At 60.8% G+C, this 25,128-nt stretch carries 19 protein-coding genes and 4 tRNA genes; 16 read left to right on the top strand and 7 right to left on the bottom strand.

Annotation, left to right across the window (positions count from 1 at the left end):
* The first annotated feature begins 2 nt into the window (after positions 1 to 2).
* The gene (locus ACM3N8_RS20380; protein WP_290019348.1) at positions 3 to 857 is read left to right on the top strand and encodes a carboxylate/amino acid/amine transporter; all 855 of its coding nucleotides are present in this window, start codon (positions 3 to 5) and stop codon (positions 855 to 857) included.
* On the opposite strand, the gene ACM3N8_RS20375 is transcribed toward ACM3N8_RS20380, so the two are convergent.
* Both ACM3N8_RS20375 and ACM3N8_RS20370 read right to left on the bottom strand, forming a co-directional pair.
* Entirely contained in the window at positions 854 to 1,717 is an 864-nt protein-coding gene (locus ACM3N8_RS20375) for a GGDEF domain-containing protein (protein ID WP_290019350.1), read from the bottom strand. The two genes, ACM3N8_RS20380 and ACM3N8_RS20375, sit on opposite strands and share 4 nt — an antisense overlap.
* A 70-nt stretch (positions 1,718 to 1,787) precedes the next feature.
* Positions 1,788 to 2,501, bottom strand: a complete 714-nt coding sequence (locus ACM3N8_RS20370; protein ID WP_043557361.1) for a 3-deoxy-D-manno-octulosonic acid kinase — start codon at positions 2,499 to 2,501, stop codon at positions 1,788 to 1,790.
* A 173-nt stretch (positions 2,502 to 2,674) separates the two neighbouring features.
* On the opposite strand from ACM3N8_RS20370, the gene ACM3N8_RS20365 reads away from it, so the two are divergent.
* The 7 genes from ACM3N8_RS20365 to ACM3N8_RS20335 all read left to right on the top strand — a co-directional run bounded on the left by ACM3N8_RS20365 (position 2,675) and on the right by ACM3N8_RS20335 (position 10,100).
* Positions 2,675 to 3,742: a glycosyltransferase family 9 protein gene (locus tag ACM3N8_RS20365; RefSeq protein WP_290019412.1), complete on the top strand. Its 1,068-nt coding sequence runs from the start codon at positions 2,675 to 2,677 to the stop codon at positions 3,740 to 3,742.
* 299 nt (positions 3,743 to 4,041) lie between these two features.
* On the top strand, positions 4,042 to 4,668 hold the full coding sequence (gene gmk, locus ACM3N8_RS20360; RefSeq protein WP_290019351.1) for a guanylate kinase: 627 nt from the start codon (positions 4,042 to 4,044) through the stop codon (positions 4,666 to 4,668).
* A 79-nt stretch (positions 4,669 to 4,747) separates the two neighbouring features.
* Positions 4,748 to 5,023 (top strand): DNA-directed RNA polymerase subunit omega, encoded by a 276-nt coding sequence (gene rpoZ / locus ACM3N8_RS20355; RefSeq protein ID WP_005307060.1) that lies wholly within the window; start codon positions 4,748 to 4,750, stop codon positions 5,021 to 5,023.
* 135 nt (positions 5,024 to 5,158) lie between these two features.
* Positions 5,159 to 7,276, top strand: coding sequence for a bifunctional GTP diphosphokinase/guanosine-3',5'-bis pyrophosphate 3'-pyrophosphohydrolase (gene spoT / locus ACM3N8_RS20350; protein WP_043140283.1), 2,118 nt, complete (start codon positions 5,159 to 5,161; stop codon positions 7,274 to 7,276).
* Positions 7,277 to 7,423: 147 nt separating this feature from the next.
* A complete protein-coding gene (gene trmH / locus ACM3N8_RS20345) occupies positions 7,424 to 8,167 on the top strand; it encodes a tRNA (guanosine(18)-2'-O)-methyltransferase TrmH (RefSeq protein WP_290019353.1) in 744 nt (247 codons plus the stop codon).
* Positions 8,157 to 9,197, top strand: a complete 1,041-nt coding sequence (locus ACM3N8_RS20340; RefSeq protein WP_290019354.1) for an alpha/beta fold hydrolase — start codon at positions 8,157 to 8,159, stop codon at positions 9,195 to 9,197. Before trmH ends, ACM3N8_RS20340 begins: the two co-directional genes overlap by 11 nt.
* A gap of 90 nt (positions 9,198 to 9,287) precedes the next feature.
* Entirely contained in the window at positions 9,288 to 10,100 is an 813-nt protein-coding gene (locus tag ACM3N8_RS20335) for a Cof-type HAD-IIB family hydrolase (RefSeq protein WP_290019355.1), read from the top strand.
* A gap of 119 nt (positions 10,101 to 10,219) precedes the next feature.
* Here ACM3N8_RS20335 and ACM3N8_RS20330 read toward each other — a convergent pair whose 3' ends face one another.
* The 5 genes from ACM3N8_RS20330 to ACM3N8_RS20310 all read right to left on the bottom strand — a co-directional run bounded on the left by ACM3N8_RS20330 (position 10,220) and on the right by ACM3N8_RS20310 (position 11,452).
* Positions 10,220 to 10,732 (bottom strand): RICIN domain-containing protein, encoded by a 513-nt coding sequence (locus tag ACM3N8_RS20330; protein ID WP_241326454.1) that lies wholly within the window; start codon positions 10,730 to 10,732, stop codon positions 10,220 to 10,222.
* Positions 10,733 to 10,918: 186 nt separating this feature from the next.
* A tRNA-Pro gene (locus ACM3N8_RS20325) sits at positions 10,919 to 10,995 on the bottom strand.
* 147 nt (positions 10,996 to 11,142) lie between these two features.
* Positions 11,143 to 11,228, bottom strand: a tRNA-Leu gene (locus ACM3N8_RS20320).
* A 20-nt stretch (positions 11,229 to 11,248) separates the two neighbouring features.
* Positions 11,249 to 11,324 (bottom strand) — tRNA-His (locus tag ACM3N8_RS20315).
* 51 nt (positions 11,325 to 11,375) lie between these two features.
* Positions 11,376 to 11,452 (bottom strand) — tRNA-Arg (locus tag ACM3N8_RS20310).
* Between the two features lie 257 nt (positions 11,453 to 11,709).
* Between ACM3N8_RS20310 and ACM3N8_RS20305 the strand changes: the two genes are divergently transcribed.
* The 8 genes from ACM3N8_RS20305 (at position 11,710) to ACM3N8_RS20270 (ending at position 24,880) form a co-directional block, all read left to right on the top strand.
* A complete protein-coding gene (locus ACM3N8_RS20305) occupies positions 11,710 to 12,300 on the top strand; it encodes a TetR/AcrR family transcriptional regulator (protein WP_043141674.1) in 591 nt (196 codons plus the stop codon).
* On the top strand, positions 12,297 to 13,403 hold the full coding sequence (locus tag ACM3N8_RS20300; RefSeq protein WP_098981179.1) for an efflux RND transporter periplasmic adaptor subunit: 1,107 nt from the start codon (positions 12,297 to 12,299) through the stop codon (positions 13,401 to 13,403). Before ACM3N8_RS20305 ends, ACM3N8_RS20300 begins: the two co-directional genes overlap by 4 nt.
* Positions 13,404 to 13,418: 15 nt before the next feature.
* The gene (locus tag ACM3N8_RS20295) at positions 13,419 to 16,499 is read left to right on the top strand and encodes a multidrug efflux RND transporter permease subunit (RefSeq protein ID WP_098981181.1); all 3,081 of its coding nucleotides are present in this window, start codon (positions 13,419 to 13,421) and stop codon (positions 16,497 to 16,499) included.
* 121 nt (positions 16,500 to 16,620) lie between these two features.
* The gene (locus ACM3N8_RS20290; RefSeq protein ID WP_205619636.1) at positions 16,621 to 18,588 is read left to right on the top strand and encodes an ATP-binding protein; all 1,968 of its coding nucleotides are present in this window, start codon (positions 16,621 to 16,623) and stop codon (positions 18,586 to 18,588) included.
* Positions 18,589 to 18,664: 76 nt separating this feature from the next.
* Positions 18,665 to 20,014 carry a glutathione-disulfide reductase gene (gene gorA, locus ACM3N8_RS20285; protein ID WP_416016538.1) on the top strand — a complete coding sequence of 450 codons (1,350 nt, stop codon included), beginning with the start codon at positions 18,665 to 18,667 and terminating at the stop codon, positions 20,012 to 20,014.
* Between the two features lie 443 nt (positions 20,015 to 20,457).
* Positions 20,458 to 22,140: a potassium-transporting ATPase subunit KdpA gene (kdpA, locus tag ACM3N8_RS20280; RefSeq protein WP_416016537.1), complete on the top strand. Its 1,683-nt coding sequence runs from the start codon at positions 20,458 to 20,460 to the stop codon at positions 22,138 to 22,140.
* Positions 22,140 to 24,197, top strand: coding sequence for a potassium-transporting ATPase subunit KdpB (gene kdpB / locus ACM3N8_RS20275; protein WP_416016536.1), 2,058 nt, complete (start codon positions 22,140 to 22,142; stop codon positions 24,195 to 24,197). The genes kdpA and kdpB overlap by 1 nt, the downstream gene beginning before the upstream one ends.
* 161 nt (positions 24,198 to 24,358) lie before the next feature.
* Complete coding sequence (locus ACM3N8_RS20270) at positions 24,359 to 24,880, top strand: potassium-transporting ATPase subunit C (protein ID WP_416016535.1); 522 nt, start codon at positions 24,359 to 24,361, stop codon at positions 24,878 to 24,880.
* The last annotated feature ends 248 nt before the right edge of the window (positions 24,881 to 25,128 follow it).

Raw genomic sequence — 25,128 nt, 5'->3', positions numbered from 1 at the left:
ACATGAACTACTTGATAGGGGTAACCCTGCTCTGGTCATTCTCCTTCAGCCTGATCGGGGTCTATCTCGCCGGCCAGGTGGATGCCTACTTCTCCGTGCTGACCCGCATCGTCCTCGCCAGCCTGGTGTTCCTGCCCTTTCTCAGACGTCGCTGGCTGCGGCCCGATCTGGTGGTCAAGCTGATGAGTCTGGGCGCCATCCAGCTCGGCATCATGTATCTGTTCTATTACCAGTCCTTCCTGCTGCTGACGGTGCCGGAAGTACTGGTGTTCACCATCTTCACCCCCATCTACGTCACCCTGATCCACGATCTGCTGGAGCGGCGCTTCAAACCCGTCTATCTGTGGGGTGCCCTGCTGGCGGTGCTGGGAGCGGCCGTCATCCGCTTCGATGGGCTGACCGAGAGCTATGTGCTGGGATTCCTGGTGGTGCAGGGGGCCAACATTTGCTTCGCCATCGGCCAGGTCGGCTACAAGGTGTTGCTGGCGCGGGAGAAGGAACAGCCCCCCCAGCTCGCGGTGTTCGGCTGCTTCTATCTGGGGGCCCTGGCTGTCGCCCTGCCCGCCTGGTGGCTGCTGGGCCAACCGCAATACCCGACCAGCGGTCTGCAATGGGGCATTCTGCTGTGGCTGGGGATAGGCGCTTCCGGACTGGGTTACTTCCTGTGGAACAAGGGCGCAACCAAGGTCAGCAGCGGTGTGCTGGCCATCATGAACAACGCCCTGATCCCGGCGGGGTTGCTGGTCAACCTGCTGCTATGGGGACGGGAAACTGACCTGCTCCGCCTCGCGCTTGGCGGCCTGTTGATGCTGGCCTCCCTCTGGATTTGCCAGCGCGCCAACGTGAGCAAGCATTAACCAACGACGGCATTGTGCTCCCGTCTGGCCTGACCGTGACAGGTGGCCAGACGGGCCAGCAGGTGATCGATATGTTCGCCGCTCTGGCTCTGCACCAGCCCTATGCTGACGGTCACCGGCCGCTGCGGCAGCAGGCTGGCATCGGCGATCTCCAAGCGCAGCCGCTCGGCAATCTCCAGGCCGCTCAGTCGATCGGTCTGGGAGAGCATCAGGATGAAGCCATCCTGGTCCCAGCGGGCGAAGGGATCTTCCCGCCGCAGTTCGTGGCGCACTATGCGCGCCAGCTTGGCCAGCATGGCATCGCAGGCCGCCTCGCCAAACAGCTGCAGTATCTTGGCACTGTGGTCCACGGTGAACTGCAGCAGGCTGAAGCTGCCGCTCTCGGTCGCCAGCCGTTCGTCGAGCAGTTGCTCGAAGTGGCCGCGGCTCTCCAGTCCGGTGAGGGGATCCATGCCGTGGCGCTCTTCCACTATCACGGCCAGCGGGTCTAGCTGGCGCACCACCCCCAGAACCTGGCCGTGCACATCGCGCCGGGCCCGCTCTTCCAGCCGCACATAGTGACCATCGTGATGCAGGATGCGGTATTCGAGCCGGATCTGGGCCACTCGTCCGCTCTGGCAGGCACCGAGCGCATCCTGCAATGCGGCCACATCGTCGGGATGTATCCGCTCAAGCCAGCCGAGATCATCCAGCCCAGTCTCATCCAATCCCAGCAGGCGCAGGCAGGAGAGATCCCGCTGCACCCCCTGCTGCGGGCTCCAGCTCCAGAGTCCCGCCGCCAGCAGAGCCATGGCATCCGCCATCAGCGCCAGATCAAACCGGGTGATTGCTTCCCTGAGGGGAGCCTTGAGCATGTCCATCGAGCGCCTCGAAACCGAATCTGAATACCTGCCCAATAAGTAACATTGGCTCTCGCGGCGAGCAACAGGGTCAGCCCGCTTTTCCTTGATAACCCTGCATCAAGGCCTGCCAGTTGTCCGGCACGAAGTGAAAACTGGTATGCAATTGGGACTCTTTGGTGAAGGAGCGCAGCAACCGCTCCAGGTTGGCCTGCTGCCAGCTGCCTGGGGAACGGATTGCCCCCTTGTCGAAGTCGATTACCCACACCTTGCCCTCCTTGTCGAGCAGCAGGTTGTGGCTGTTGAGATCCGCATGATAGACACCGGCATCGTGCAGCTGGCGCACAGTCTGGCCGACCTTGTGCCACACCTCGCCGGCGATCGGCCCCTGCTTGAGCAACGCCACCAGATCCTTGGCGCCGCGAATTCGCTCGATCAGGATGTCGGCCCGATAGAAGGGACCCTGCTTGGCCATGCGGGCCGCAAACGGGCGCGGCACCGGCAGGCCCTGCTCGCTCAGCTTGGCCAGCAGGCTGTATTCGGCCATGGCCCGGCTGCTCTCCACCCCCTCGAACCAGAAGCGATCCCGCACCACCTTGCCCACCATGCCCCCGCGATAGTAATGGCGCAGCACCAGATGGCGCGACTCATCCTTCACGAACCAGGTCACCCCACGACCTATGGAGGAACCCACTACCTGGCGATGGGTCTGCCACCAGGCCGGATCAAACAGCTCGGGGGAAGGGTCATGAAAAATCCCTTCGGCGTACCAGCAGATCTGGTTGTGTTCGGTCTGAATTCGCATCTTGGTGATTCCGGTCGGTCAGTAATCGCAATGGTTCGATTCACGATAAGGCGGCCTGTCGGCATGGACCCGAGCTCCTTGTGAGGATCAGGGCCAGTACCGGCTGCCAGTTGCGCGCAATTTTACAATCCACAGGGGAGTTTGCATAATGCCATCCATCCATTTTGCCACCATTGCGCCACATCATGCCGCTGTTCCAAACGCCGCCCTCTTCCATCTGCATCCTGCGGCTCTCCGCCATCGGGGATTGCTGCCACGCGCTGGCGCTGGTGCGCGTCATCCAGCGGGAGTGGCCAGAGACTCGCATCACCTGGATCACCGGCAAGATAGAGGCGACACTTTTCGCCGATCTGCCCGGGGTCGAGGTCATCGCCTTTGACAAGAGCAAGGGCTGGCGCGGCTACCGTGACCTCTGGCAGACCCTCAAGGGGCGCAGGTTCGATGCCCTGCTCCATCTGCAGGCGGCCATGCGCGCCAGCATTGCCACCCTCGGCATCAGGGCGAACATCAAACTCGGTTTCGACAAGGCACGCGCCAACGACGGTCAGTGGCTGTTCACCAACCACAGGGTGCCGTCCCCCTCATCTCCTCATGTGCTGGATGGCTTTCTCGCCTTCGCCAAAGAGCTGGGCATCAAGGATCTGACCCCGGACTGGCAACTGCCCATCAGCGCCGAGCATCGGGCCTGGGCCCGGGAGAAGATTGGCGGCAAACCGACCCTGCTCATCTGCGCCGCCGCCAGCAAGGCGTTCAAGAACTGGACCGCCGCGGGTTATGCCGCGCTGGCGGATCACGCGGCCAACAAGGGCTTTCAGGTCTATCTGTGCGGTGGCCCGGCCAAGCTGGAACGGGATCTGGCCGCCGACATACAGCGGCTGAGCCAGAGCAAACCGGTGGATCTGGTGGGGCAGACCAACCTCAAGCAGCTGCTGGCCCTGATTGATGAAGCGAGCCTGGTGCTGGCCCCGGATACGGGCCCTACCCACATGGCAACCCTGGTCGGCACGCCGGTGATCGGCCTCTACGCCCATCACAATCCGGCCCGCACCGGCCCCTATCTGTGCCGCGACTACGCGGTCAGCGTCTATCAGGAACTGATCGAACAGGAGACCGGCAAACCGTTGGCCGAGCTGAGCTGGCGCACCCGCCTCAAGGATCTGGATGCCATGAGCAAGATCACGAGTGAACGTGTCATCGCCACCTTTGACCGGCTCTGCGCCGATCGCCATCTGCCAGGCTGAGAGGCAACTCGGAAATTCCGAGCCCTGAGGCAGGGATAACCTGCTGGCCCCAGCCCCGCCCACAGTGCAGAATAGCGGCCGATGTGGGTTACGCTCCCGCAGCAAGCTACGAATACTTTGATCGGCTGGAATATGATTCCGGCCGTTTTTTTATCCGCCGCCTTCTGTTAAAATTCGCCGCCTTTACATCCCCCTGATCCAAGAATTTTCCGCGTTTTGCGTTTGGCTGTCTCCCTTTCGGACACAAGACGGCGGCCTCTGCTACAACCAAAACATGGGTTTCGATTAAAGGTAATGACATGGCGCAACAAGGCACTCTCTATATCATCTCCTCCCCGAGCGGGGCGGGTAAATCCAGCCTGCTCAATGCCTTGCTGACCAAACACAACGCAGCAGGCAAGATGCAACTGTCGGTCTCCCACACGACTCGTGCCATGCGCCCGGGCGAAGAGCACGGGGTGCATTACCACTTCGTGCCGGTGGAGACATTCAAGGCGCTGATCGAGCGCGGTGATTTTCTGGAGTGGGCCGAAGTGTTCGGCAATTACTACGGCACCTCACGCGCCACCATCGAAGCCTGCCTGGCCAAGGGGATCGACGTCTTCCTCGACATCGACTGGCAGGGCGCCCGCCAGATCCGCGAGCAGATGCCGACCAAGTCCATCTTCATCCTGCCCCCAAGCCGTGCCGAGCTGGAACAGCGCCTGATCGGGCGCGGTCAGGACAGCAGCGAGGTGATCGCCGGCCGGATGGCGAAAGCCATTGCCGAAATGGTGCACTACGACGAGTATGACTATGTCATTATCAACGAAGACTTTGAGCTGGCGCTGTTCCAGCTCAGGGCCATTATTGAGTGCCAACGGCTGGAAATGCATCAGCAACAGCAGGCACAACAAAACTTGCTGCAACAGCTACTGGCAGAATAGGCCAAAAACAAGTAAACTTTTGCGTCATTTTTAAACACCGCTTTTCTAAACACAGAAAGCCCAAACACTGGAGTCCTGCATGGCACGCGTTACTGTAGAAGATGCTGTAAAACAGGTAGGTAACCGTTTTGACCTGGTGCTGGTCGCCGCCCGCCGCGCCCGCCAAATCGCGGTTCAAGGCAAAGATCCCCTGGTTGACGAAGAGAACGACAAGCCGACCGTGATCGCCCTGCGCGAGATCGAGCTGGGTCTGGTGAACAACCAGGTGATGGACACCCAGGACCGCTACGAGCAGCAAGAACAGGAAGCCGCCGAGCTGGCTGCCGTTGCTGCCATCGCCGAAGGCCGCGGTTAAGTCAGTTATTTCTCATAGTCGGCGCCCGCCCGGGTGCCGACTGTTCTTCCCATTTACAACCGCTCGAAAACCTCGCAAACTCAGGACTATACCCTCTATTCCACGGATTGCCGTTTCACCGCTGCGGGGACTGTCTTGTATTTATTTGAAAATCTTAAAGAAATAGCCAGTTCCTACCTGCCATCAGAGCAGGTTGAGAAGCTCAGGCAAGCCTATGTGGTGGCCCGTGATGCCCACCAGGGACAGATGCGTTCCAGTGGCGAGCCCTATATCACCCACCCGGTTGCCGTTGCCCGCATTCTCGGCGACATGCGACTCGATCACGAAACCCTGATGGCCGCCGTGCTGCACGACGTCATCGAAGATACCCCGGTCACCAAGGCCGATCTGGCCGAACTGTTTGGCGATGCCGTCGCCGAGCTGGTAGCGGGCGTCTCCAAGCTCGACAAGCTGAAATTCCGCGATCGCAAAGAGGCTCAGGCCGAAAACTTCCGCAAGATGGTGATGGCCATGACCCAGGATATCCGGGTCATCCTGATCAAGCTGGCCGACCGCACCCACAACATGCGCACGCTCGGCTCATTGCGGCCGGACAAGCGCCGCCGCATCGCCCGTGAAACCCTCGAGATCTTCGCCCCCATCGCCAACCGCCTCGGTATTCATACCATGAAGAACGAGCTGGAAGAGCTGGGCTTCGAGGCGCTCTACCCCATGCGCTCCCGCGTGTTGCGAGAGTCGGTGCGCCGTGCCCGTGGCAACCGCCGCGAAATCATCGACTCCATCCAGAGCGAGATCGAGGGCCGATTGCGGGATGCCGGTATCGACTCCCAGGTGAGCGGCCGCGAGAAGAACCTCTTCTCCATCTACAACAAGATGGAGAAAAAAGAGCTGCAATTTCATGAGGTAATGGATATCTACGCCTTTCGCGTCAGGGTGAAGGACATAGATACCTGTTACCGGGTGCTGGGGCAGATGCACAGCCTCTACAAGCCGCGCCCCGGCCGCTTCAAGGATTACATCGCCATCCCCAAGACCAACGGCTACCAGTCGCTGCACACCTCGCTGGTGGGGCCGCACGGGGTGCCGGTCGAGGTGCAGATCCGCACCGAGTTCATGGATCAGATGGCCGACAAGGGGGTTGCCGCCCACTGGGCCTACAAGCAGGATGGCGACAGCTCGGGCACCACCGCCCAGATCCGCGCCCAGCGCTGGATGCAGAGCCTGCTGGAGCTGCAACAGAGCGCCGGCAGCTCGTTTGAGTTCATCGAAGGGGTCAAGACCGACCTGTTCCCGGACGAGATCTACGTCTTCACCCCGGAAGGCCGCATCATGGAGCTGCCCACGGGCGCCACGCCGGTGGACTTTGCCTACACGGTGCACACCGACATCGGCCACGCCTGCGTCGGCTCCCGGGTCGATCGCCACCCCTATCCGCTGAGCAGCCCGCTGCATTCGGGTCAGACGGTGGAGATCATCACGGCACCGGGCGCCCGTCCCAACGCGGCTTGGCTCAATTTTGTGGTGACCACCAAGGCCCGCTCCAAGATCCGCCAATTCCTCAAGAACCTGCGCACCGAAGAGTCTGTGGTGCTGGGTCGTCGCCTGCTCAACCATGCGCTCGGCGCCAAGAATATCGAAGACATTCCGGAACCGCGCATCAAGCAGGTGCTGGCCGACACCAAGCACGAGAACCTGCAGGGCCTGCTAGCCGACGTGGGTCTGGGCAACGCCATGAGCGTCATGGTGGCGCGCCGCATGCTGGGAGATGAACTGCCGCCGGAAGAGCAGCCCAAGTCCAGCAGCAAGAAGATGCCGATCAAGGGTGCCGACGGCATGCTGGTCACCTTCGCCAACTGCTGCCGGCCGATCCCGGGGGATGCCATCATTGCCCACATCAGCCCGGGCAAGGGGCTGGTGATCCACCAGGAAGCCTGCCGCAACATCAAGGGCTACAGCCGCGAACCGGACAAATACCTGCCGGTACAGTGGGAGGTGGACAAGGATCAGGAACAGGAATTCCGCACCGGCATCAGCATAGAGATAGTCAACCATCAGGGTGCGCTGGCCGAGCTGGCCAACGTGATTGCCGCCACCGGCGCCAACATTCACGCCATCAGCACCGAAGAGAAGGATGGCCGTGTCTATCTGGTCACCCTGCTCATCACCACCAAGAGCCGTATCCACCTGGCCAACATCATGCGCAAGATCCGCGTGATGCCCAATGTGCTCAAGGTGAGCCGACAAAAGAACTGAATACAGGCGGCGCAAGCCGCCTGCTGCTTTTATAGAGACACGCCATGAGCCCCGAACGCCTCGAGCCAATCCGCACCATACTGACCCAGCGTCAGCCCGACTCGACCCGCTTGCCCGGCACACCCGCCTCACCCGATAGAAACTGATATGACTCCTGAACGCTTTAAACGGATTTCTGACATGCTGGCCCAGCGCCAGCTCGACTTGACCGTCTGTATGGAAGAGGTCCACAAGCCTCACAACCTGGCCGCCATAGTGCGTACCGCCGATGCCATCGGCATCCACAGGGTGCATGCCGTCTGGCCCAAGAGCTGGATCCACAAGCGCAAGGGCACGGCCCGCGGCAGCCAGAACTGGGTGGACGTGAAACTGCACCCGGATATAGGCACTGCAGTGGCCGAATTGAAAGCCGCCGGCATGCAGATCCTGGCGACCCATCTCTCGGAGAGCTCGGTGGACTTTCGCACCATAGACTACACCCGACCCACCGCCATCCTGGTGGGCCAGGAGAAGCACGGCATAGGCGAAGAGGCGCTGGCCCTGGCCGATCACCATATCGTCATCCCCATGGTGGGCATGGTGCAGTCCCTCAACGTCTCTGTGGCCGCCGCCGCCATCCTGTATGAGGCCCAGCGCCAGCGCGAGCTGGCCGGCTGCTACCAGCGCGGCTGCCCGCTCGACCTGGAGGAGCAGAACAGCATATTGTTCGAGGGGGGTTACCCCATCTATGCCCAGCTCTGCAAAGAAAAAGATATGCCCTATCCCCAGCTCGGTCCGGCCGGCGAAATCCTGGCGGACGAGGCCTGGTGGCAACAGATGCAACTGACCCGCAAGGGCTGGGCCGCACAGCAGTCGGACGACACCTCGGAAGAGTACATTGATGAAGCCTAACTATTTGCCCCTGTTGGCCCTGACCCTGTTTTCTGCCGGAGCCCTTGCCGTGACCAATCCCTATCCGCTGACATCCGAAGCCGAGGTTGCCACCCTCCATCAGCAGACCCTGCCCGACTTCTGGCGCGAGCACGCCGTCGAAGGGGAATTCAAGGGCAAGGACGGCGTCACCATCCGCTACGCCGCCCTGCGCCAGGCCAGGGTGGATCGCGCCATCCTCATCGTCAACGGCCGGGTCGAGAGCTATCTCAAGTATCAGGAGCTGGCCTGGGATCTGTGGCGTCAGGGCTACAGCCTCTACCTCATCGACCACCGCGGCCAGGGCTTGTCCGATCGGCTGCTGGCCGACCAGGAGAAGGGATATGTCGACCAGTTCGACGATTATGTGCTCGATCTCAAGCAGTTTCATGACGAGGTGATCGCCCAGGACCAGCCCGCCAAGCTGTTCCTGCTGGCCCACTCCATGGGCGGCGCCATCTCGGCGCTCTATCTGGAGCGCTGGCCGGATGACATCAAGGCCGCCGTGCTCTCCTCCCCCATGATGGGCATCAACCTTGGCGGCCTGCCCAAGTGGCTGGCACAGGGGCTGGCGGCCAGCATAGACACGGTCGGCAGCTGGCTGGGCGAACCGCCCTATGGCCCGGGTCAGGGCAGCTACCAGTCCCACGAATTTGCCGAGAATGGCCTGAGCCACAGCGAGCCGCGCTATCAGGCGTTTCGCGAGCTCTACGAACAGCGTCCGCAGATCAAGCTGGGCGGGGTGACGGCCCACTGGATCCGCGAGGGGATAGCCGCCGGAGACAGCGCCATCGCCGCCGCCGATCGCATCAAAACACCGCTGCTGCTGCTGCAGGCGGGGGAAGACAGCGTGGTGGACAATGCCGCGCAGGATGCCTTCTGCGCCCGGGCTCGGTGTGAAGGGGGCAAGCCGTTGCGGGTAGAGGGAGCCTGGCACGAGCTGTTCATGGAAGCCGATCCCCAGCGTCAGGTAGCGCTGAATGCCACCCTGGCCTTCTTCGATCGCTTCTGACGCTGGTTATTTTTTGGATCCCTAAATAAATGGGGTGACGCAAAACGCTGGGGTACACTGCCCCGGCGTTCAATTGATGCCGAGGTAATGATGTTCAAGGTAGTTGTATCCGATCTCGATGGCACCCTGCTCAACAAGCAGCACCAGATCTCCCCCCGCACCCGTGACACCCTGCACCGTCTGGTGGAACAGGGGATCAAGTTCGTGGTGGCCACAGGCCGGCACCATGTGGATGTGCGCAGCATTCGCGACACGCTCGGGCTGGACATCTTCCTGATCACCTCCAACGGTGCCGTGGTGCACGACAAGCAGGATCAACTCATCTTCAATCAGGCGCTGCCAGCCGCCGTGGCCGCCGAACTGATCGCGCTGGAGCGCGACCCCTCCATTCACCTCAACGTCTACTATGGCGACGAGTGGCTGGTGGAAGAGGAACTGCCCTGGTTGCTGCAATTCCATGACGAATCCGGATTCACCTACCGCCTGACCGACCTCGCCACCCATCCGATGGACAAGGTCAACAAGGTGTTTTACATCGGCGACCACGAGAAACTGCTGCAGATCGAGGCCCAGCTCAATCAGCATTATGGTGATCGACTCAATGTCACCTTCTCCCTGCCGGACTGTCTCGAGGTGATGCACGCCGGGGTGCACAAGGGCAATGCCGTGCGCGCCGTGCTGGAGCAGCACGGGCTGGAGATGTCCCAGGCCGTTGCCTTCGGGGATGGCATGAATGACTTCGAGATGCTGAACATGGTGGGTCGCGGCGTGGTGATGGGCAATGCCCACGATCGCCTCAAGCTGGCCCTGGCAGACCACGAACAGACTCTGAGCTCGGATGAAGATGGCGTCGCCGTCTATCTGGAACAGCTGTTCGCCATCAGCACCGCCGGCGCAGCCTGATCCCTGCCGTCATGGATACCGCCCGTGCGTGGTATCCATGACGCTCCGGCCGACATCTCAAACCGAGACACGGGCGACGTTACGCATTCCAACTGCGATCGCCACCCATCCCAAAAGCCTCACCAGATGAGGCTTTTCAGGTTCAGCTGGTCCAGCACGCTCGTTTCATTCTTCCACTCGAAGCTCTGGTTGGCACCGCCGTAGCAATCCGCCAGCCGCAGCGGGGTGCCAGGTTTGTGACGGCGCCCGGCGACGTCCAGGCATAGCTCGACCTTGCGGTTGAACAGGCGATCCGCCTGCCACTGCCATTGACGACTCTCATCCTGACACTCCGTCATGGCGAGCACACTCCCTCCCTTGGCCACCAGACAGCGCTGCTGGAGCTGCAAGGCACCGGCATCCCAGCTGAACTGCTGACGGGCTGTCTGGTCGCAAGGCTGGGTGATCAGCTGATCCTGGGCATTCAATGCCACGCAGAAACCACCACTGGTCACCAGGGTGGAGGGGGTATCAGCGGCCTGCCTGGGCGCGGCGCCCATCAGGATCTCATCCGGCTTGGGTTTGAACGAGCAGCCGCTGAGGGCCACGACAACAAGCGCCAGCGTGCTGACGCGAACGATATTAGGGTGCATATGACATGTTGGCCTGAAATGTGTTCAATGATGCCCACTTGCTGTGGGTCTGTGGTCCAGCATACCCGAAGCCGCGGCGAGAAAGTGCCAACAGAAGTGTAAACAGACGTGACAAGGTGTGACGACAGGAGAGATGGCAAACGCCAGAAAGCGAAAAACCCCGCCGAAGCGAGGTTTTTCTGAATATGGTCGGTGATAAAGGATTCGAACCTTTGACCCTCTGGTCCCAAACCAGATGCGCTACCGGGCTGCGCTAATCACCGAGACAATTTTCTTTACTAAGTACTCTAAAGCACAAAGACGACCACTTGTGATCATCCTCGTCATACAGCAAGTNGACAATTTTCTTTACTAAGTACTCTAAAGCACAAAGACGACCACTTGTGATCATCCTCGTCATACAGCAAGTATGGTGCGAAGAGAGGGACTCGAACCCTCACACCCGGGGGGCACTAACACCTGAAGCTAGCGCGTCTACCAATTCCGCCACCTTCGCATACCTGACAAGCTGTAAAATGGGGTGGCTGATGGGGCTCGAACCCACGACAACCGGAATCACAATCCGGGACTCTACCAACTGAGCTACAGCCACCACAGCTGTTTTCGTTCCACAACAACGCCCGTTTAACTGGCGCACGTTTGATGGTGCGCCCGACAGGATTCGAACCTGTGACCTCTGCCTCCGGAGGGCAGCGCTCTATCCAGCTGAGCTACGGGCGCTACGCTGTCGAACGGGGCGCATTATTGATGATGGGAGCATGCTTGTCTACACTTTTTTGCCTGCACTGAATCAACCGCTTGTTTTTCCATCGTTTATGGCTGTTTTATGCCATTTTCCCTTCATTCAGGCTGGATCCAGTCCTCCCCCGTTACTTTGTACCCCCACTATGGTGGTCAAGCGCGCAGCAGAACTTGACTTGCCTCAAGGCCCCCCTAAAATGAATGAACGTTCATTCAGCCGTTGTGATAATCGAGTCATGAACAAGAAAGAACGCATTTTCAATGCGGCGCATGAAGTACTCGGCGAGCAGGGTTTCCACGGGCTATCCATTGCCGTGGTGGCGAAGAGAGCCAAGGTCGCGGCGGGCACCATCTATCGCTACTTCAGCGACAAAGATGATCTGATCCGCCAGCTCTATCAGCACACCATACTCCAGTGTCATCCCCTGGTCATGGAAGGGGTGCAGATAGAAGAGGTATCGTTTCAGCAATTTCGGCGCTTGTGGCTCAACATCCACGCCATTTTTGCCGACGAGCCCAACGCGCTCAAATGCAAGTTGCAGTATGAGAGCTCTCCGCTGGGAGCCGAGCTGGAGAAAGACCCGGTCATCATGGCCGCCTGGGCACCTCTGGATCGCTTCTTCGAACGGGGACGTGAACAAGGTCTGTTTATCGATCTACCCGTCCGGGCACTGCAGGTGCTGAGCCTGGATTGCGTGGGAAGTCTGGCGTTGCAACGCCAGGTTCACCACTTTGAACTGACGCAAGAACAGCTGGAAGCCGTGATCCGGGCCAGCTGGAATGCCATTTTAAACCCCAATTTTTCCACCTCAGGAGCCTGTTCATGAAAAAGTGGATGGCCATCATGTTGCTGATAGCGCTTGCCCTGTTTGGCAGCGTCATCGGCTTCAATATGTTCAAGCAGAAGAAGATTGCAGAGTTCATGGCCAACCGGCCTGAACCCGAGTTCCCGGTGACCGCCATGGTGACCAAGGCGCAGGACTGGGTACCGACCATAGAAGCGATCGGCTTCATCGAACCGAACCAGGGGGTGACGCTGTCCACCGAACTGGCGGGCACCATCGATGCCATCACCTTCGAATCCGGCAAGCCGGTCAAGGCGGAGCAGCTGCTGCTGAGCCTGGACTCCAGCGTGGAGAAGGCCAACCTGCAAGCCTCCCTGGCCAAGCTGCCGGCGGCGCGCGCCAAGTACGAGCGCTTCCAGAACCTCTTCAAGAAGAGCTCCATCTCCAAGGATCAGCTGGATGATGCCGAAGCCAGCTACCGCTCGCTGGAGGCCGACATCGAGAGCCTGAAGGCGACCATAGCCCGCCGTGAAGTCCGCGCCCCCTTCGGCGGTGTGGTCGGCCTGCGCAACGTCTTCCTCGGCCAGTACCTGCAACCGGGTACCGACATAGTGCGGCTGGAAGACACCAGCGTGATGCGCCTGCGCTTCACCGTGCCCCAGACCGACATCTCGAAAATCACTCTGGGCCAGATCATCAAGATCAACGTGGATGCCTATCCCCAGACCCAGTTTGATGGCCACATCACCGCCATCGAGCCGGCCGTCAACTACCAGAGCGGCCTGATCCAGGTACAGGCTGACATCCCGAACAACGACGGCCAGCTCCGTTCAGGCATGTTCGCCCGCGCCAGCATCATACTGCCCACGGTCAAAGAGCAGATGGTGATCCCGCAATCGGCCATCTCCTTCACCCTGTATGGCGAAAACGTCTATGTCATCCACGAGGTGGACGGCATGAAACGGGCCAAGCAGGTCGTGGTCAAGGCGGGCGAGCGTCGCGGCAATGACGTACATGTGCTGTCCGGTATCAAGGCCGGGGACGAGATAGTGTTGTCGGGCCAGGTTCGCCTGAGCAACGACACCAAGGTGCGCGTGGTCGAAAACGATGCCCTGGCCGTTCCGGCACAAACCCCGATGCTGTAAGCGCGGAGATCTGCAATGCGATTTACTGACATATTCATAAAACGGCCTGTGCTGGCGATCTCGCTCAGCTTCCTGATCGCCCTGCTGGGCTTTCAGGCCATCTTCAAGATGCAGGTGCGGGAATACCCCGAGGTGACCAATACGGTGATCACGGTCAGCACCAGCTACTACGGTGCCAGTGCCGACCTGATCCAGGGCTTCATCACCCAGCCGCTGGAGCAGGCGGTGGCGCAAGCCGACAACATCGATTTCATGACCTCCTCCAGCCAGCTGGGCAGCTCCACCGTCACGGCCTTCATGAAGCTCAACACCGACCCGAACGCCGCGCTGTCTGACATACTGGCCAAGGTCAACTCGGTGCGCTCCCAGTTGCCGAAAGAGGCGGAAGACCCCTCGGTCACCTCCTCCACCGGCTCCACCACGGCGGTGCTCTACCTCGGCTTCACCAGTCCGGAGCTGAACTCCAGCCAGATCACCGACTATCTGGAACGGGTCATCAAGCCGCAGCTGTTTACCGTGGGCGGCGTGTCCAAGGTTGATCTCTACGGCGGTGTCGAGTTTGCCCTGCGGGTATGGCTGGATCCGGCCAAGATGGCGGCCTTCAACCTGACCTCAAGCGACGTGATGACTGTGCTCAACAGCAACAACTATCAGTCGGCCACCGGCCAGGCGACGGGTTACTTCACCCTGTTCAACGGCAATGCCAAGACCCAGGTCAGCAATACCGAGGAGCTCAAGCGACTGGTGGTGGCCACCCGTGACGGCAAGGTGATCCGCCTCTCCGACATCGCCAAGGTGACGCTGGAGAAGAGCCACGACATCTACCGGGCCAGTGCCAACGGCCGCGAAGCCGTGGTCATGGCGGTCAACGCGGCGCCGACCGCCAACCCCATCAACATTGCCCACGACGTGCTGGAGTTGCTGCCGAGCCTGAAGAGCAACATGCCTAGCACCATGCAGGCCAACGTGCTGTATGACTCCACCATCGCCATCAACGAGTCCATCCACGAGGTCATCAAGACCATACTGGAGGCGGCCGCCATCGTACTGGTGGTGATCACCCTGTTCCTCGGCTCGTTCCGCGCCGTCATCATCCCCATCATCACGATTCCGCTCAGCCTGATCGGCGTGGTGATGATGATGGATCTGTTCGGCTTCTCGATAAACCTGATGACACTGCTGGCCATGGTGCTGGCGATCGGTCTGGTGGTGGATGACGCCATAGTGGTGCTGGAGAACGTCGACCGACACATCAAGCAGGGGGAGGAGCCCTTCCGGGCCGCCATCATAGGGACCCGGGAGATAGCCGTGCCGGTTATCGCCATGACGGTCACCCTGGCCGCCGTGTATGCGCCGATCGCTTTGATGGGAGGCATCACCGGCTCCCTGTTCAAGGAGTTCGCGCTGACCCTGGCGGGGGCGGTATTCGTCTCCGGCATCATAGCGCTGACCCTGTCACCCATGATGTGCGCCAAGATGCTCAAGGCCAACGAGCAGCCGGGCAAATTCGAGAGCACGGTACACCACCTGCTGGATCGGATGACTGAACGCTACGACAGCATGCTGCACGCCGTGATGCAGAAGCGCATCGTGGTCGTGGTGTTCGCCGTCATCGTATTCGGCAGCCTGCCGCTGCTGTTCAAGTTCATCCCGAGCGAGCTGGCGCCGTCGGAAGACAAGGGCGTCATGGCGGTGCTGGGCACGGCACCCTCCAACGCCAACCTGGACTACATCGAAAACACCATGGCGGACGTGAACAAGATCCTGGATGAGCAGCCGGAAATCGCCTACTCCCAGGTCTTCTCCGGGGTATTCAACGCCAATCAGGCGTTTGGTATCGCCTCCATGGTGCCCTGGAGCCAGCGTGAAGCGAGCCAGAAAGAGGTGCTGGACCGGGTCGCCGGACTGGTGAAGGACATCCCAGGGATGGCCATCACCACTTTCCAGTTCCCTGAACTGCCGGGTGCATCGAGCGGCTTGCCGATCCAGTTCGTCATCACCACCCCGAACAGCTTCGAGAGCCTGTTCCTGATCGCCAGCGAGATGCTGACGGCCACCCAGGCCAATGGCCAGTTCGTCTATTCGGATCTCGATCTGAACTACGACTCCGCCACCATGAAGATCAAGATCGACAAGGACAAGGCGGGTGCCTACGGCATCACCATGCAGGATATAGGCATCACCATGGGCACCATGATGGCGGACGGTTACGTCAACCGCATCGACCTGGATGGCCGCTCCTACGAGGTGATCCCCCAGGTCGAGCGCAAATACCGCATGAACCCGGAATCCATGAAGGGTTACTACGTGCGTGCGGCCGACGGCAAATCCATCCCGCTGGGCAGCCTGATCAACATCGAAGTCGTGGGCGAGCCCCGTGCCCTGCCCCACTTCAACCAGCTGAACTCCGCCACCATAGGCGCCGTACCGGCACCGGGTGTCGCCATGGGGGACGCGATCAACTGGTTCAAGACCACAGCCGAAGAGAAGCTGCCGCAAGGCTATCGCTACGACTTCATGGGTGAGGCTCGCCAGTTCGTGACCGAAGGCAACGCCCTCTATGCCACCTTCGCGCTGGCCCTGGCCATCATCTTCCTGGTGCTGGCCATCCAGTTCGAATCGGTACGTGACCCCCTGGTGATCATGGTGTCGGTCCCGCTCGCCATCAGTGGTGCCTTGATCGCGCTGGCGTGGGGCATGGCCACCATGAACATCTACTCCCAGGTGGGCCTGATCACGCTCGTCGGCTTGATTACCAAGCACGGGATCCTGATCTGCGAGGTGGCGAAGGAGGAGCAGCTGCTGCACGGTCTGAACCGGACCCAGGCGGTGATGCAGGCGGCCAAGGTGCGGCTGCGCCCCATCCTGATGACCACGGCGGCCATGATCGCGGGTCTGATCCCGCTGCTGTATGCGGCCGGCGCCGGTGCGGCCCAGCGCTTCAGCATCGGCATAGTGATAGTGGCCGGTCTGGCGATCGGTACCATCTTCACCCTGTTCGTGCTGCCGGTGATTTACACCTACCTGGCCTCCGAGCACAAACCCTTGCCCGTGTTTGATGAATCCATCCCGCCCAAGGCGAAAGGGAGTCATTGATCACCGATTTGAATGCAAAAGGCCCCGATTCGGGGCCTTTTTTTATCCCGCTAACGAAACACGACATAAGTGCATGAAGCAGTTAAACTAAATGGCAATATATCCAGACCGCAAGGACGCCATGTCAGGACTCTTCTCCAAGACCGCGAGGGCCGTCGGCCGTAACGGGCTCTCATACCGCCTGCTCTCCTACATTCTGGTGTGCAGTACCGTATTGGCGATGATCATTACGGTGTTGCAGCTTGCCTGGGATTACCGCAAGGATGTCGCCGTCATCGAGGACAGCATCGGCCAGATCGAGGCCTCCTTCCTGCAACCCATCGCCGCCAGCCTGTGGAACCTGGATGAGGAGCAGGTCAAGGTACAGATAGAAGGCATCATGAACCTGCCCAACATGCAGTTCGTGATGGTCAAGGAGATGCTCGGCAACTCGGAAGTGCCGCTGCTGACCCAGGGGGTAGAGCGTGAAAGCTACGACATCTCCCGCGAGTTCAATCTCACCTATCAGGGTGAAGTGGTCGGCAAGCTGTTTGTCGCCGCCTCCCTCGAACAGATCTACCAGCGCCTGATTGAAAAATCCGTGCTCATCATGGTCAGCCAGACCATCAAGACGCTGGTGGTCTCGTTCTGCATCCTGATCATCATTTACTATCTGGTGGTCCGTCACCTCAACCGCATCGCCAACTATGCCCAGAAATTCAATCTGGATAGGCTGGCCATAGAGCTGACGCTGGAGGGGCGCCCCCTGCCCCGCAAGAAACCCGACGAGCTGGATACCCTGGTCGCCACCCTAAACCAGATGCGAACACGGCTGAACGACGAGTTTGCGGCACGCCATCAGGCGGCGGAACAGTTGCAACAGGAGCGGGACTTCTCCGCCACCCTGATCAACTCGGCCAACATGCTCATCTGCTGCATGGAACCCAACCTCACCATCGCCAGCATCAACCCGGCCGCCATACTGCTGACCGGCTACCACCAGCAGGAAATCTTGCAGCACAGCTGGCTGGATCTGTTCGTCAGCCAGGAACAGCGTGAAGAGCTGGCGCTGATCCTGGCCGATCACGGCTCCATCGAGGACAAAGAGGTCATCATGCATGACCAGCAGGGCCATGAGCTGGTGCTGCAGTGGACCTTTGCCCCCTTCTACGAAGGCCTCAACCTCAAGTATCTCATCGGGTTCGGCTACGATATCACCCGCCTCAAGAAGGTGGAGCGGGAGATCATCTCCCTCAACGAACAGCTGGAAGGCAAGGTGGTGGAGCGAACCCGCAGCCTGAGCGACGCCAACGATCAGCTGGGCAAGGCCTACGACGACCTGAAGCAGGCCCAGCAGACCCTGGTGGAATCGGAGAAGATGGCCTCCCTCGGCTCGCTGGTGGCCGGGGTGGCGCACGAAATCAACACCCCCATCGGCATCAGCGTGACCGCCTCCTCCTATCTGCAGGAGCGGGTGGCCGACTTCAAGCTGCACATCGACTCCAAGCAGCTCTCCCGCTCCTATCTCAACGAGTTCACCGTCAACCTAGACGAGTCCATGCAACTGCTGCAGGGCAACCTGAGACGCGCCTCGGAGCTGATTGCCAGCTTCAAGCAGGTGGCGGTCGATCAGTCGTCCGAGGCGCGTTACAACTTCAGCCTCGCCGACAACCTGCATCAGGTGGTGGTCTCCCTCGGCCACAAGCTGAAGAAGGCCCAGTGCGAGGTGGATATACAGTGCGATCCCAAGCTGTCGATCTTCTCCTTCCCCGGCAGCTTCACCCAGATCTATTCCAACCTGATCCTCAACTCCATCAACCATGGCTTCGACAACTGGGACAAGCCGAAGAAGATCACCATCAAGGTGGAGCAGCAGGGTGAGGAGCTGATGATCGACTACAGCGACAACGGCCGCGGCATCCCGCCCGAGATACTGCCACGCATCTTCGACCCCTTCGTCACCTCCAAGCGGGGCCAGGGCGGCAGCGGGCTCGGCACCCACATCATCTACAACCTGGTGGTGCAGCTGCTGCGTGGCCGCATCAACTGCGTCAGTGAACCGGGCAACGGCGCCCAGTTCCATATTCGCCTGCCGATCCAACATAACTGAGTGCTGGCTCTTGTGAGCCAGCCGCTTTATCCCCATCATGCTGTGATTGCATTCTTAATGAGCGGAGAACCTCGCAATGGCACAGCATTTTGACTATATCGCCATCGGTGGCGGCAGCGGCGGCATCGCCTCGGCCAACCGGGCTGCCATGTACGGCAAGAAAGTCGCCCTGATTGAAGCCAAAGAGTTGGGTGGAACCTGCGTCAACGTCGGCTGCGTGCCGAAGAAGGCCATGTGGTATGCGGGCCAGATCGCCGATGCCCTGAAATATGGCGCCGACTACGGCTTCGACACCACACTCAACCACTTCAGCTGGGCCAAGCTGGTCGAGTCCCGCCAGGCCTACATCGGCCGCATTCACAAGTCCTATCAGAACGTGCTGGGCAAGAACCAGATCACTGTCGTCAAGGGCTTCGCCAGCTTCGTCAATAGCAACACGATCGAGGTCAACGGCGAGCAGTACAGCGCCGATCACATACTGATCGCCACAGGTGGCCGTCCCGAAGTACCCGCCATTCCGGGTGCCGAGCTGGGTATAGATTCCGATGGTTTCTTCGATCTGCAGAGCCAGCCCAAGCGGGTTGCCGTGGTCGGTGCCGGCTACATAGCTGTGGAGATAGCCGGCGTGATGCAGGCGCTCGGCTCAGAGACCCACCTGGTGGTACGCAAGCACGCGCCGCTGCGCAACTTCGACCCCATGATCCACGAGACTCTGGTTGAGATCATGGCGCAGGAAGGGCCCAAACTGCACACCCACGCCATTCCGAAAGCCGTGGTCAAGAACGCCGATGACAGCCTGACCCTGCAACTGGAAGATGGTCGCCACCTGACCGTCGATTGCCTGATCTGGGCCATAGGCCGCGTGCCGGCCACCGACAACCTCAACCTGGCCGCCACCGGTGTCGAGCTGGACGAGAAGGGCTTCATCCCGACCGACAAATTCCAGAACACGACCGTCGCCAACCTCTATGCCGTCGGTGACAACACGGGCCGCATCCAGCTCACTCCGGTGGCCGTCGCGGCGGGCCGTCGTCTCTCCGAGCGGCTGTTCAACAACAAGCCGAACGAGCACCTCAACTACGATCTGGTGCCGACCGTGGTGTTCAGCCACCCGCCCATCGGCACCATAGGGCTGACCGAACCGGAAGCCGTCGCCGAGTATGGCGAGGGCCAGGTCAAGGTCTACCGCAGCCAGTTCACCGCCATGTATTCGGCCCTGACCCAGCATCGCCAGCCCACCCGCATGAAGCTGGTGTGTATCGGGCCGGAAGAGAAAGTGGTCGGCCTGCACGGCATCGGCTTTGCCATGGACGAGATACTCCAAGGCTTCGGCGTCGCCATGAAGATGGGAGCCACCAAGGCCGACTTCGACAACTGCGTGGCCATTCATCCGACCAGCGCGGAAGAGTTTGTGACTATGCGCTGATGGCCGTGTGAGGAGGGAAACTCGAGGTCTGTCTCGACAACTGCGTTCCCCCTCCTCACCCCACCAGCGCGGAAGAGTTTGTGACCATGCGCTAACCGCATATGAAACTGGCCTCATCACCATCAGGCTAGCTTCAGCAACTTGCTACCAAACCCGGCCCAGGCCGGGTTTTTTCATATCTGCCCTTCGACAGCCCCGACAGACCTGCGCTTTTTACGCCGATTTTACGCCCCCTCCATGCCGCTTTATGGCGCCTTTACGCCGGTTTTACATACCCTTTCAACGTCAATGACACCAACGGAGTCGATAGGGTTTTACATCGACTCTCGCAGCTAATTATCTCAATGGAGTCGATATGAATTGGCTATATCTGCTGCTGGTCCTCGCCCTGATGGGCTATCTGTTGCGTGCGTTAACGCGCAGCCATGAGTGAGGAACTGACTATGTGGCAAGAAGTGATCTATCCGGTGGCCTTTGTGCTGCTGATCCTGCTGCCGGCTCCCCTGCTTGGCGGCTACCTGTATCGGGTATTCGAGGGGCAGAGCCGCTGGCTGTCGCCCATAGAGCGCACCACCCTGGCCTGCTGCGGCACGGACGGACGGGAGCAGGACTGGAAGTCCTACGCCCTCAGCCTGCTGGCATTCAACGGCGCCGGTTTCGGCCTGCTGTTCCTGATCCTGATGGCGCAAGGCCTGCTGCCCCTCAACCCGCAGCAACTGCCCGGCCTGAGCTGGCAAATGGCCTTCAACACGGCGGTCAGCTTCATGACCAACACCAACTGGCAAGCCTATTCCGGTGAGGCCAGCCTCTCCTACTTCAGTCAGATGGTGGGGCTCACCACCCAGAACTTCGTCTCCGCCGGGACGGGCGCGGCCGTCGCCATCTCCCTGTTCCGCGGCATAGCCCGCCAGCAAACTACCCACATCGGCAACTTCTGGCAGGATCTGGTGCGTTTCTGCCTCTACGTGCTGCTGCCGATGGCGCTGATCATGGCGCTGCTGCTGGTATGGCAGGGCGTGCCCCAGACACTGTCGGCCTATCTGCCGTTCCACAGCCTGGAAGGTCAGGAACAGCTGCTGCCGCTCGGCCCTGCCGCGTCCCAGATCGCCATCAAGCAGCTCGGTTCCAACGGCGGTGGCTTCTTCGGCATCAACTCGGCTCACCCGTTCGAGAATCCGACCGCCCTCTCCAACTGGCTGGAGATGGTCGCCCTGCTCACCATAGCCGCCGCCATGGTCTGCACCCTGGGCCGCTACGTGAAGGACGTGGCCCACAGTCGCGCCATCCTCATCGCCATGACCATCATGCTGGTACTGGGGCTCTGCCTCTCCCTCTCCCAGGAGATGAAGCCGGATCCCAACCTCGCTCACCTCACCACTCAGATGGGCAACTGGGAAGGCAAGGAGAGCCGCTTCGGCCCAGTGCTCTCCAGCATCTGGGAAGTGGCGACCACGGCCGCCTCCAACGGCTCGGTCAACGCCATGCACGACAGCTTTGCCCCCCTCGCCGGCATGGTCGCCATGATCAACATGCTGCTGGGTGAAGTGGTGTTCGGCGGCGTGGGTGCCGGCATCTACGGCATGATGCTGTTCGTGCTGCTGACCGTGTTCCTGTGTGGCCTCATGGTGGGTCGCACCCCGACCTATCTGGGCAAACGCCTCGGCATCACAGAGATGAAGTGGGTGGTCGCCAGCATGCTGGTGATGCCGGTCGGGGTATTGGTGATCGGTGGCGTGACCCTGCTGATGCCGGATGCCGCCACCGTCATAGGCCATGAAGGCCCGCACGGCCTGTCACGGCTGATCTATGCCTACGCCTCGGCTGCCGGCAACAACGGTTCCGCCTTCGCGGGCTTTGCCGCCGCCGATAGCTGGCAGTGCATCGCCATCGCGCTGGCCATGCTGCTCGGCCGCTTCGGTTACATCATCCCCGTGCTGGCCATCGCCGGCCAGCTCGCCCGCGCTCCGCGCCAGGAGACGGGTGAAGGTGACTTCCCGATCCGGGGGCCACTGTTTATTACCTTGCTGATCATCACAGTACTGCTGATTGGCGGCCTCTCCTTCCTGCCACTGCTGGCACTGGGACCCGTGGCCGAACATCTGAGCCTGATACAGGGAGCTTTCTAATGAGCAAGTCCATCTCAATGACGGCCAGCACCGAGAAGGTGAAGGCCAAGAAACAGAGCTCGCAAATTGTGCAAGCCATGGTCGAAGCCCTCTATCGCTTCAACCCCAAGGCACTGTTTGGCAGCCCCATACTGTTCACCCTCTGGCTGGCCGCCGTGATGGCGACCCTGGAGTCCCTGCTGGGCCAACCCTTGTCGGGCGTGGCCCCCAGCCTGGCCTGGCAGCTCACCGCCTGGCTCTGGCTGACCCTCTGGTTTGCCAACTTCGCCGAGACCCTGGCCGAAGGACGCGGCAAGGCGAGAGCCGACAGCCTGAAGGCCGGCATGAGCCAGCTCAAGGCGCGCCGGGTCATGGATGCCAAGGATGGACAGGGTGAATGGGTGCCCGCCACCAGCCTGCTGAAAGGCGATCTGGTGCTGGTGCGCAGCGGCGAGATGATCCCGGCCGATGGTGAAGTGGTGGCCGGCATCGCCTCGGTCAACGAGGCAGCCATCACGGGTGAATCCGCCCCCGTCATTCGCGAATCCGGCACCGACCGCAGCGGCGTGACCGGCAACACCACTGTGGTTTCGGACGAGATCTGGGTACGAGTGAGCAACAATCCGGGTGAGAGCACGCTGGACCGGATGATCTCGCTGGTGGAAGGGGCCAAGCGCCAGAAGACCCCGAACGAGATGGCACTCGATGCCCTGCTGGTGGGTCTGACCCTGATCTTCCTGCTGGTGGTGGCTACCCTGCCCTGGTTCCTCGACTACAACGGTACCCAGGTGCCCAGGCTCTACCTGATCGCCCTGTTCATCACCCTGATCCCGACCACCATAGGCGGCCTGCTCTCCGCCATCGGCATCGCCGGCATGGATCGGCTGGTGAAGCTGAACGTGATTGCCAAGTCGGGCCGCGCCGTGGAGGCCGCCGGTGACGTGCGCACCCTGCTGCTGGACAAGACGGGCACCATCACCTTCGGCAACCGCATGGCCGACGAGCTGATCCCGGCCCCTGGTGTGGATCCCTCCCTGCTGGCCCAGGCAGCCATGCTGGCCTCCCTCGGCGACAATACGCCGGAAGGCAAATCCATCCTGACTCTGGCAGGTAAAAGCATGGCCAAGCCAAGCCAGCTGGAGAGTGACAAGCTGATCCCGTTCAGCGCCGAGACCCGGTTGAGCGGACTGGATCGCAACGGTCATCAATATCGCAAGGGGGCTGTGGATGCTGTGCTCAACTACCTCTCCCTCGAGCGCAAGGCGGTGCCCGAGCTGATCCTCAAGTCGGTCGACAACATAGCCCGCCAGGGCGGCACCCCGCTGCTGGTCTGTACCCACGAGAAGTTGCTGGGGGTAGTGTTCCTCAAGGACATCATCAAGCCCGGCATCAAGGCCCGCTTCCAGATCCTGCGTCACATGGGGATACGGACAGTGATGATCACCGGCGACAACCCGCTGACCGCCGCCGCCATCGCCGCCGAAGCCGGGGTGGATGACTTTATCGCCGAAGCCACTCCAGAGAAGAAGCTGGCCTATATCCGCCAGGAGCAGGCCGATGGCCGCCTGGTCGCCATGTGCGGTGACGGTGCCAACGACGCCCCGGCGCTGGCCCAGGCCGACGTGGGTCTGGCCATGAACGAAGGCACTCAGGCCGCCAAGGAGGCGGGCAACCTGGTGGATCTGGACTCCAACCCCACCAAGCTGCTGGACGTGGTGCTGGTCGGCAAACAGCTGCTGGTGACCCGCGGCGCCCTGACCACCTTCTCCATCGCCAATGACGTGGCCAAGTACTTCGCCATACTGCCGGCCCTGTTCATCGCCGCCTATCCGCAACTGGGGGCACTGAACCTGATGCAGCTGGGCAGCCCGCAGAGCGCCATTCTGTCGGCCATCATCTTCAACGCCCTGATCATAGTGGCGCTGGTGCCGCTGGCCCTGCGCGGGGTCAGCCTGAAGGGATCCGCCGCCAGCCTGCTGCGCCGCAACCTGCTGATCTACGGCGTCGGTGGTCTGATAGTGCCCTTCATTGGCATCAAGCTGATCGACCTGGTCATCACCGGCCTGGGGTTGGTGTGATGAAAACGCCGCACGATGGTATCCACGGCCAGATCGTGCCCCCATACATGGGCATCAAGCTGATCGACCTGGCCATCACAGGCCTGGGTCTGGTGTAACGACGACATAGCGGGGTGCAAGCCTGGCCTGCACCCCATCAATCTGTTTGGAGCAAGAGAATCATGATAGCAATCAGAACCCTGCTGACCCTGACCCTGCTGCTGGGTGTCGGCTACCCGCTGGCGGTGACAGGGCTGGCCCAGCTGATGTTCCCCTGGCAGGCCAACGGCAGCCAGCTGACCAACGGCAAACAGCAACTGATCGGCAGTGCCCTGCTGGCGCAGAAATTCGAGCGGGCCGAGTACTTCCACTCCCGCCCCTCCGCCAGCGACTTCGCCACCATAGGCGGTGGTGCATCCAATCTGGGCATGAGCTCACCCCTGCGGGCCCAGTTTGCCAACACAGAGGCCCAGGCGCCGACCGGTGACGCATCACCCGCCACACTGACCCGATCTGCCTCCGGCCTGGACCCCCATCTGCCGGTGGATGCCGTGCTGGCTCAGGTGGAAAGAGTGGCCAAACAGCGAGGGCTGGATCCCGCCTTGCTGACGGAGCAGGTCAAGTCCAGTGCACAAGCTGGTATCCTTGGCCCGCAAGTGGTCAACATACTCCAGCTGAACCTGCTGCTAGACAAGGATGCTTGATAGAAAGGACCGGTATCCCACATTTTCGAACTGAGCCAGCGGTTGCTCGATAAGGATAACAATGCGTGATGGAGTAACGGCTGGCGCCTTGCTGGCAAGCCTGGAGTGGGAGTACGGGAATGCGTGACGAGGTAACGGCTGGCGCCTTGTTGGCAAGCCTGAAGCAGGAGTACGGAAATGCATGACGAGGTAAAGGCTGGCGCCTTGTTGGCAAGCCTGGAGCAGGAGTACGGGAATGCGTGATGAGG

It is taken from the genome of Aeromonas sp. A04, assembly GCF_047780465.1.
In the GTDB taxonomy this organism is placed as follows: domain Bacteria; phylum Pseudomonadota; class Gammaproteobacteria; order Enterobacterales; family Aeromonadaceae; genus Aeromonas; species Aeromonas bestiarum.
Note: the sequence above shows the minus strand (reverse complement) of the source record. Positions and strands in the feature narration are given on the sequence as shown.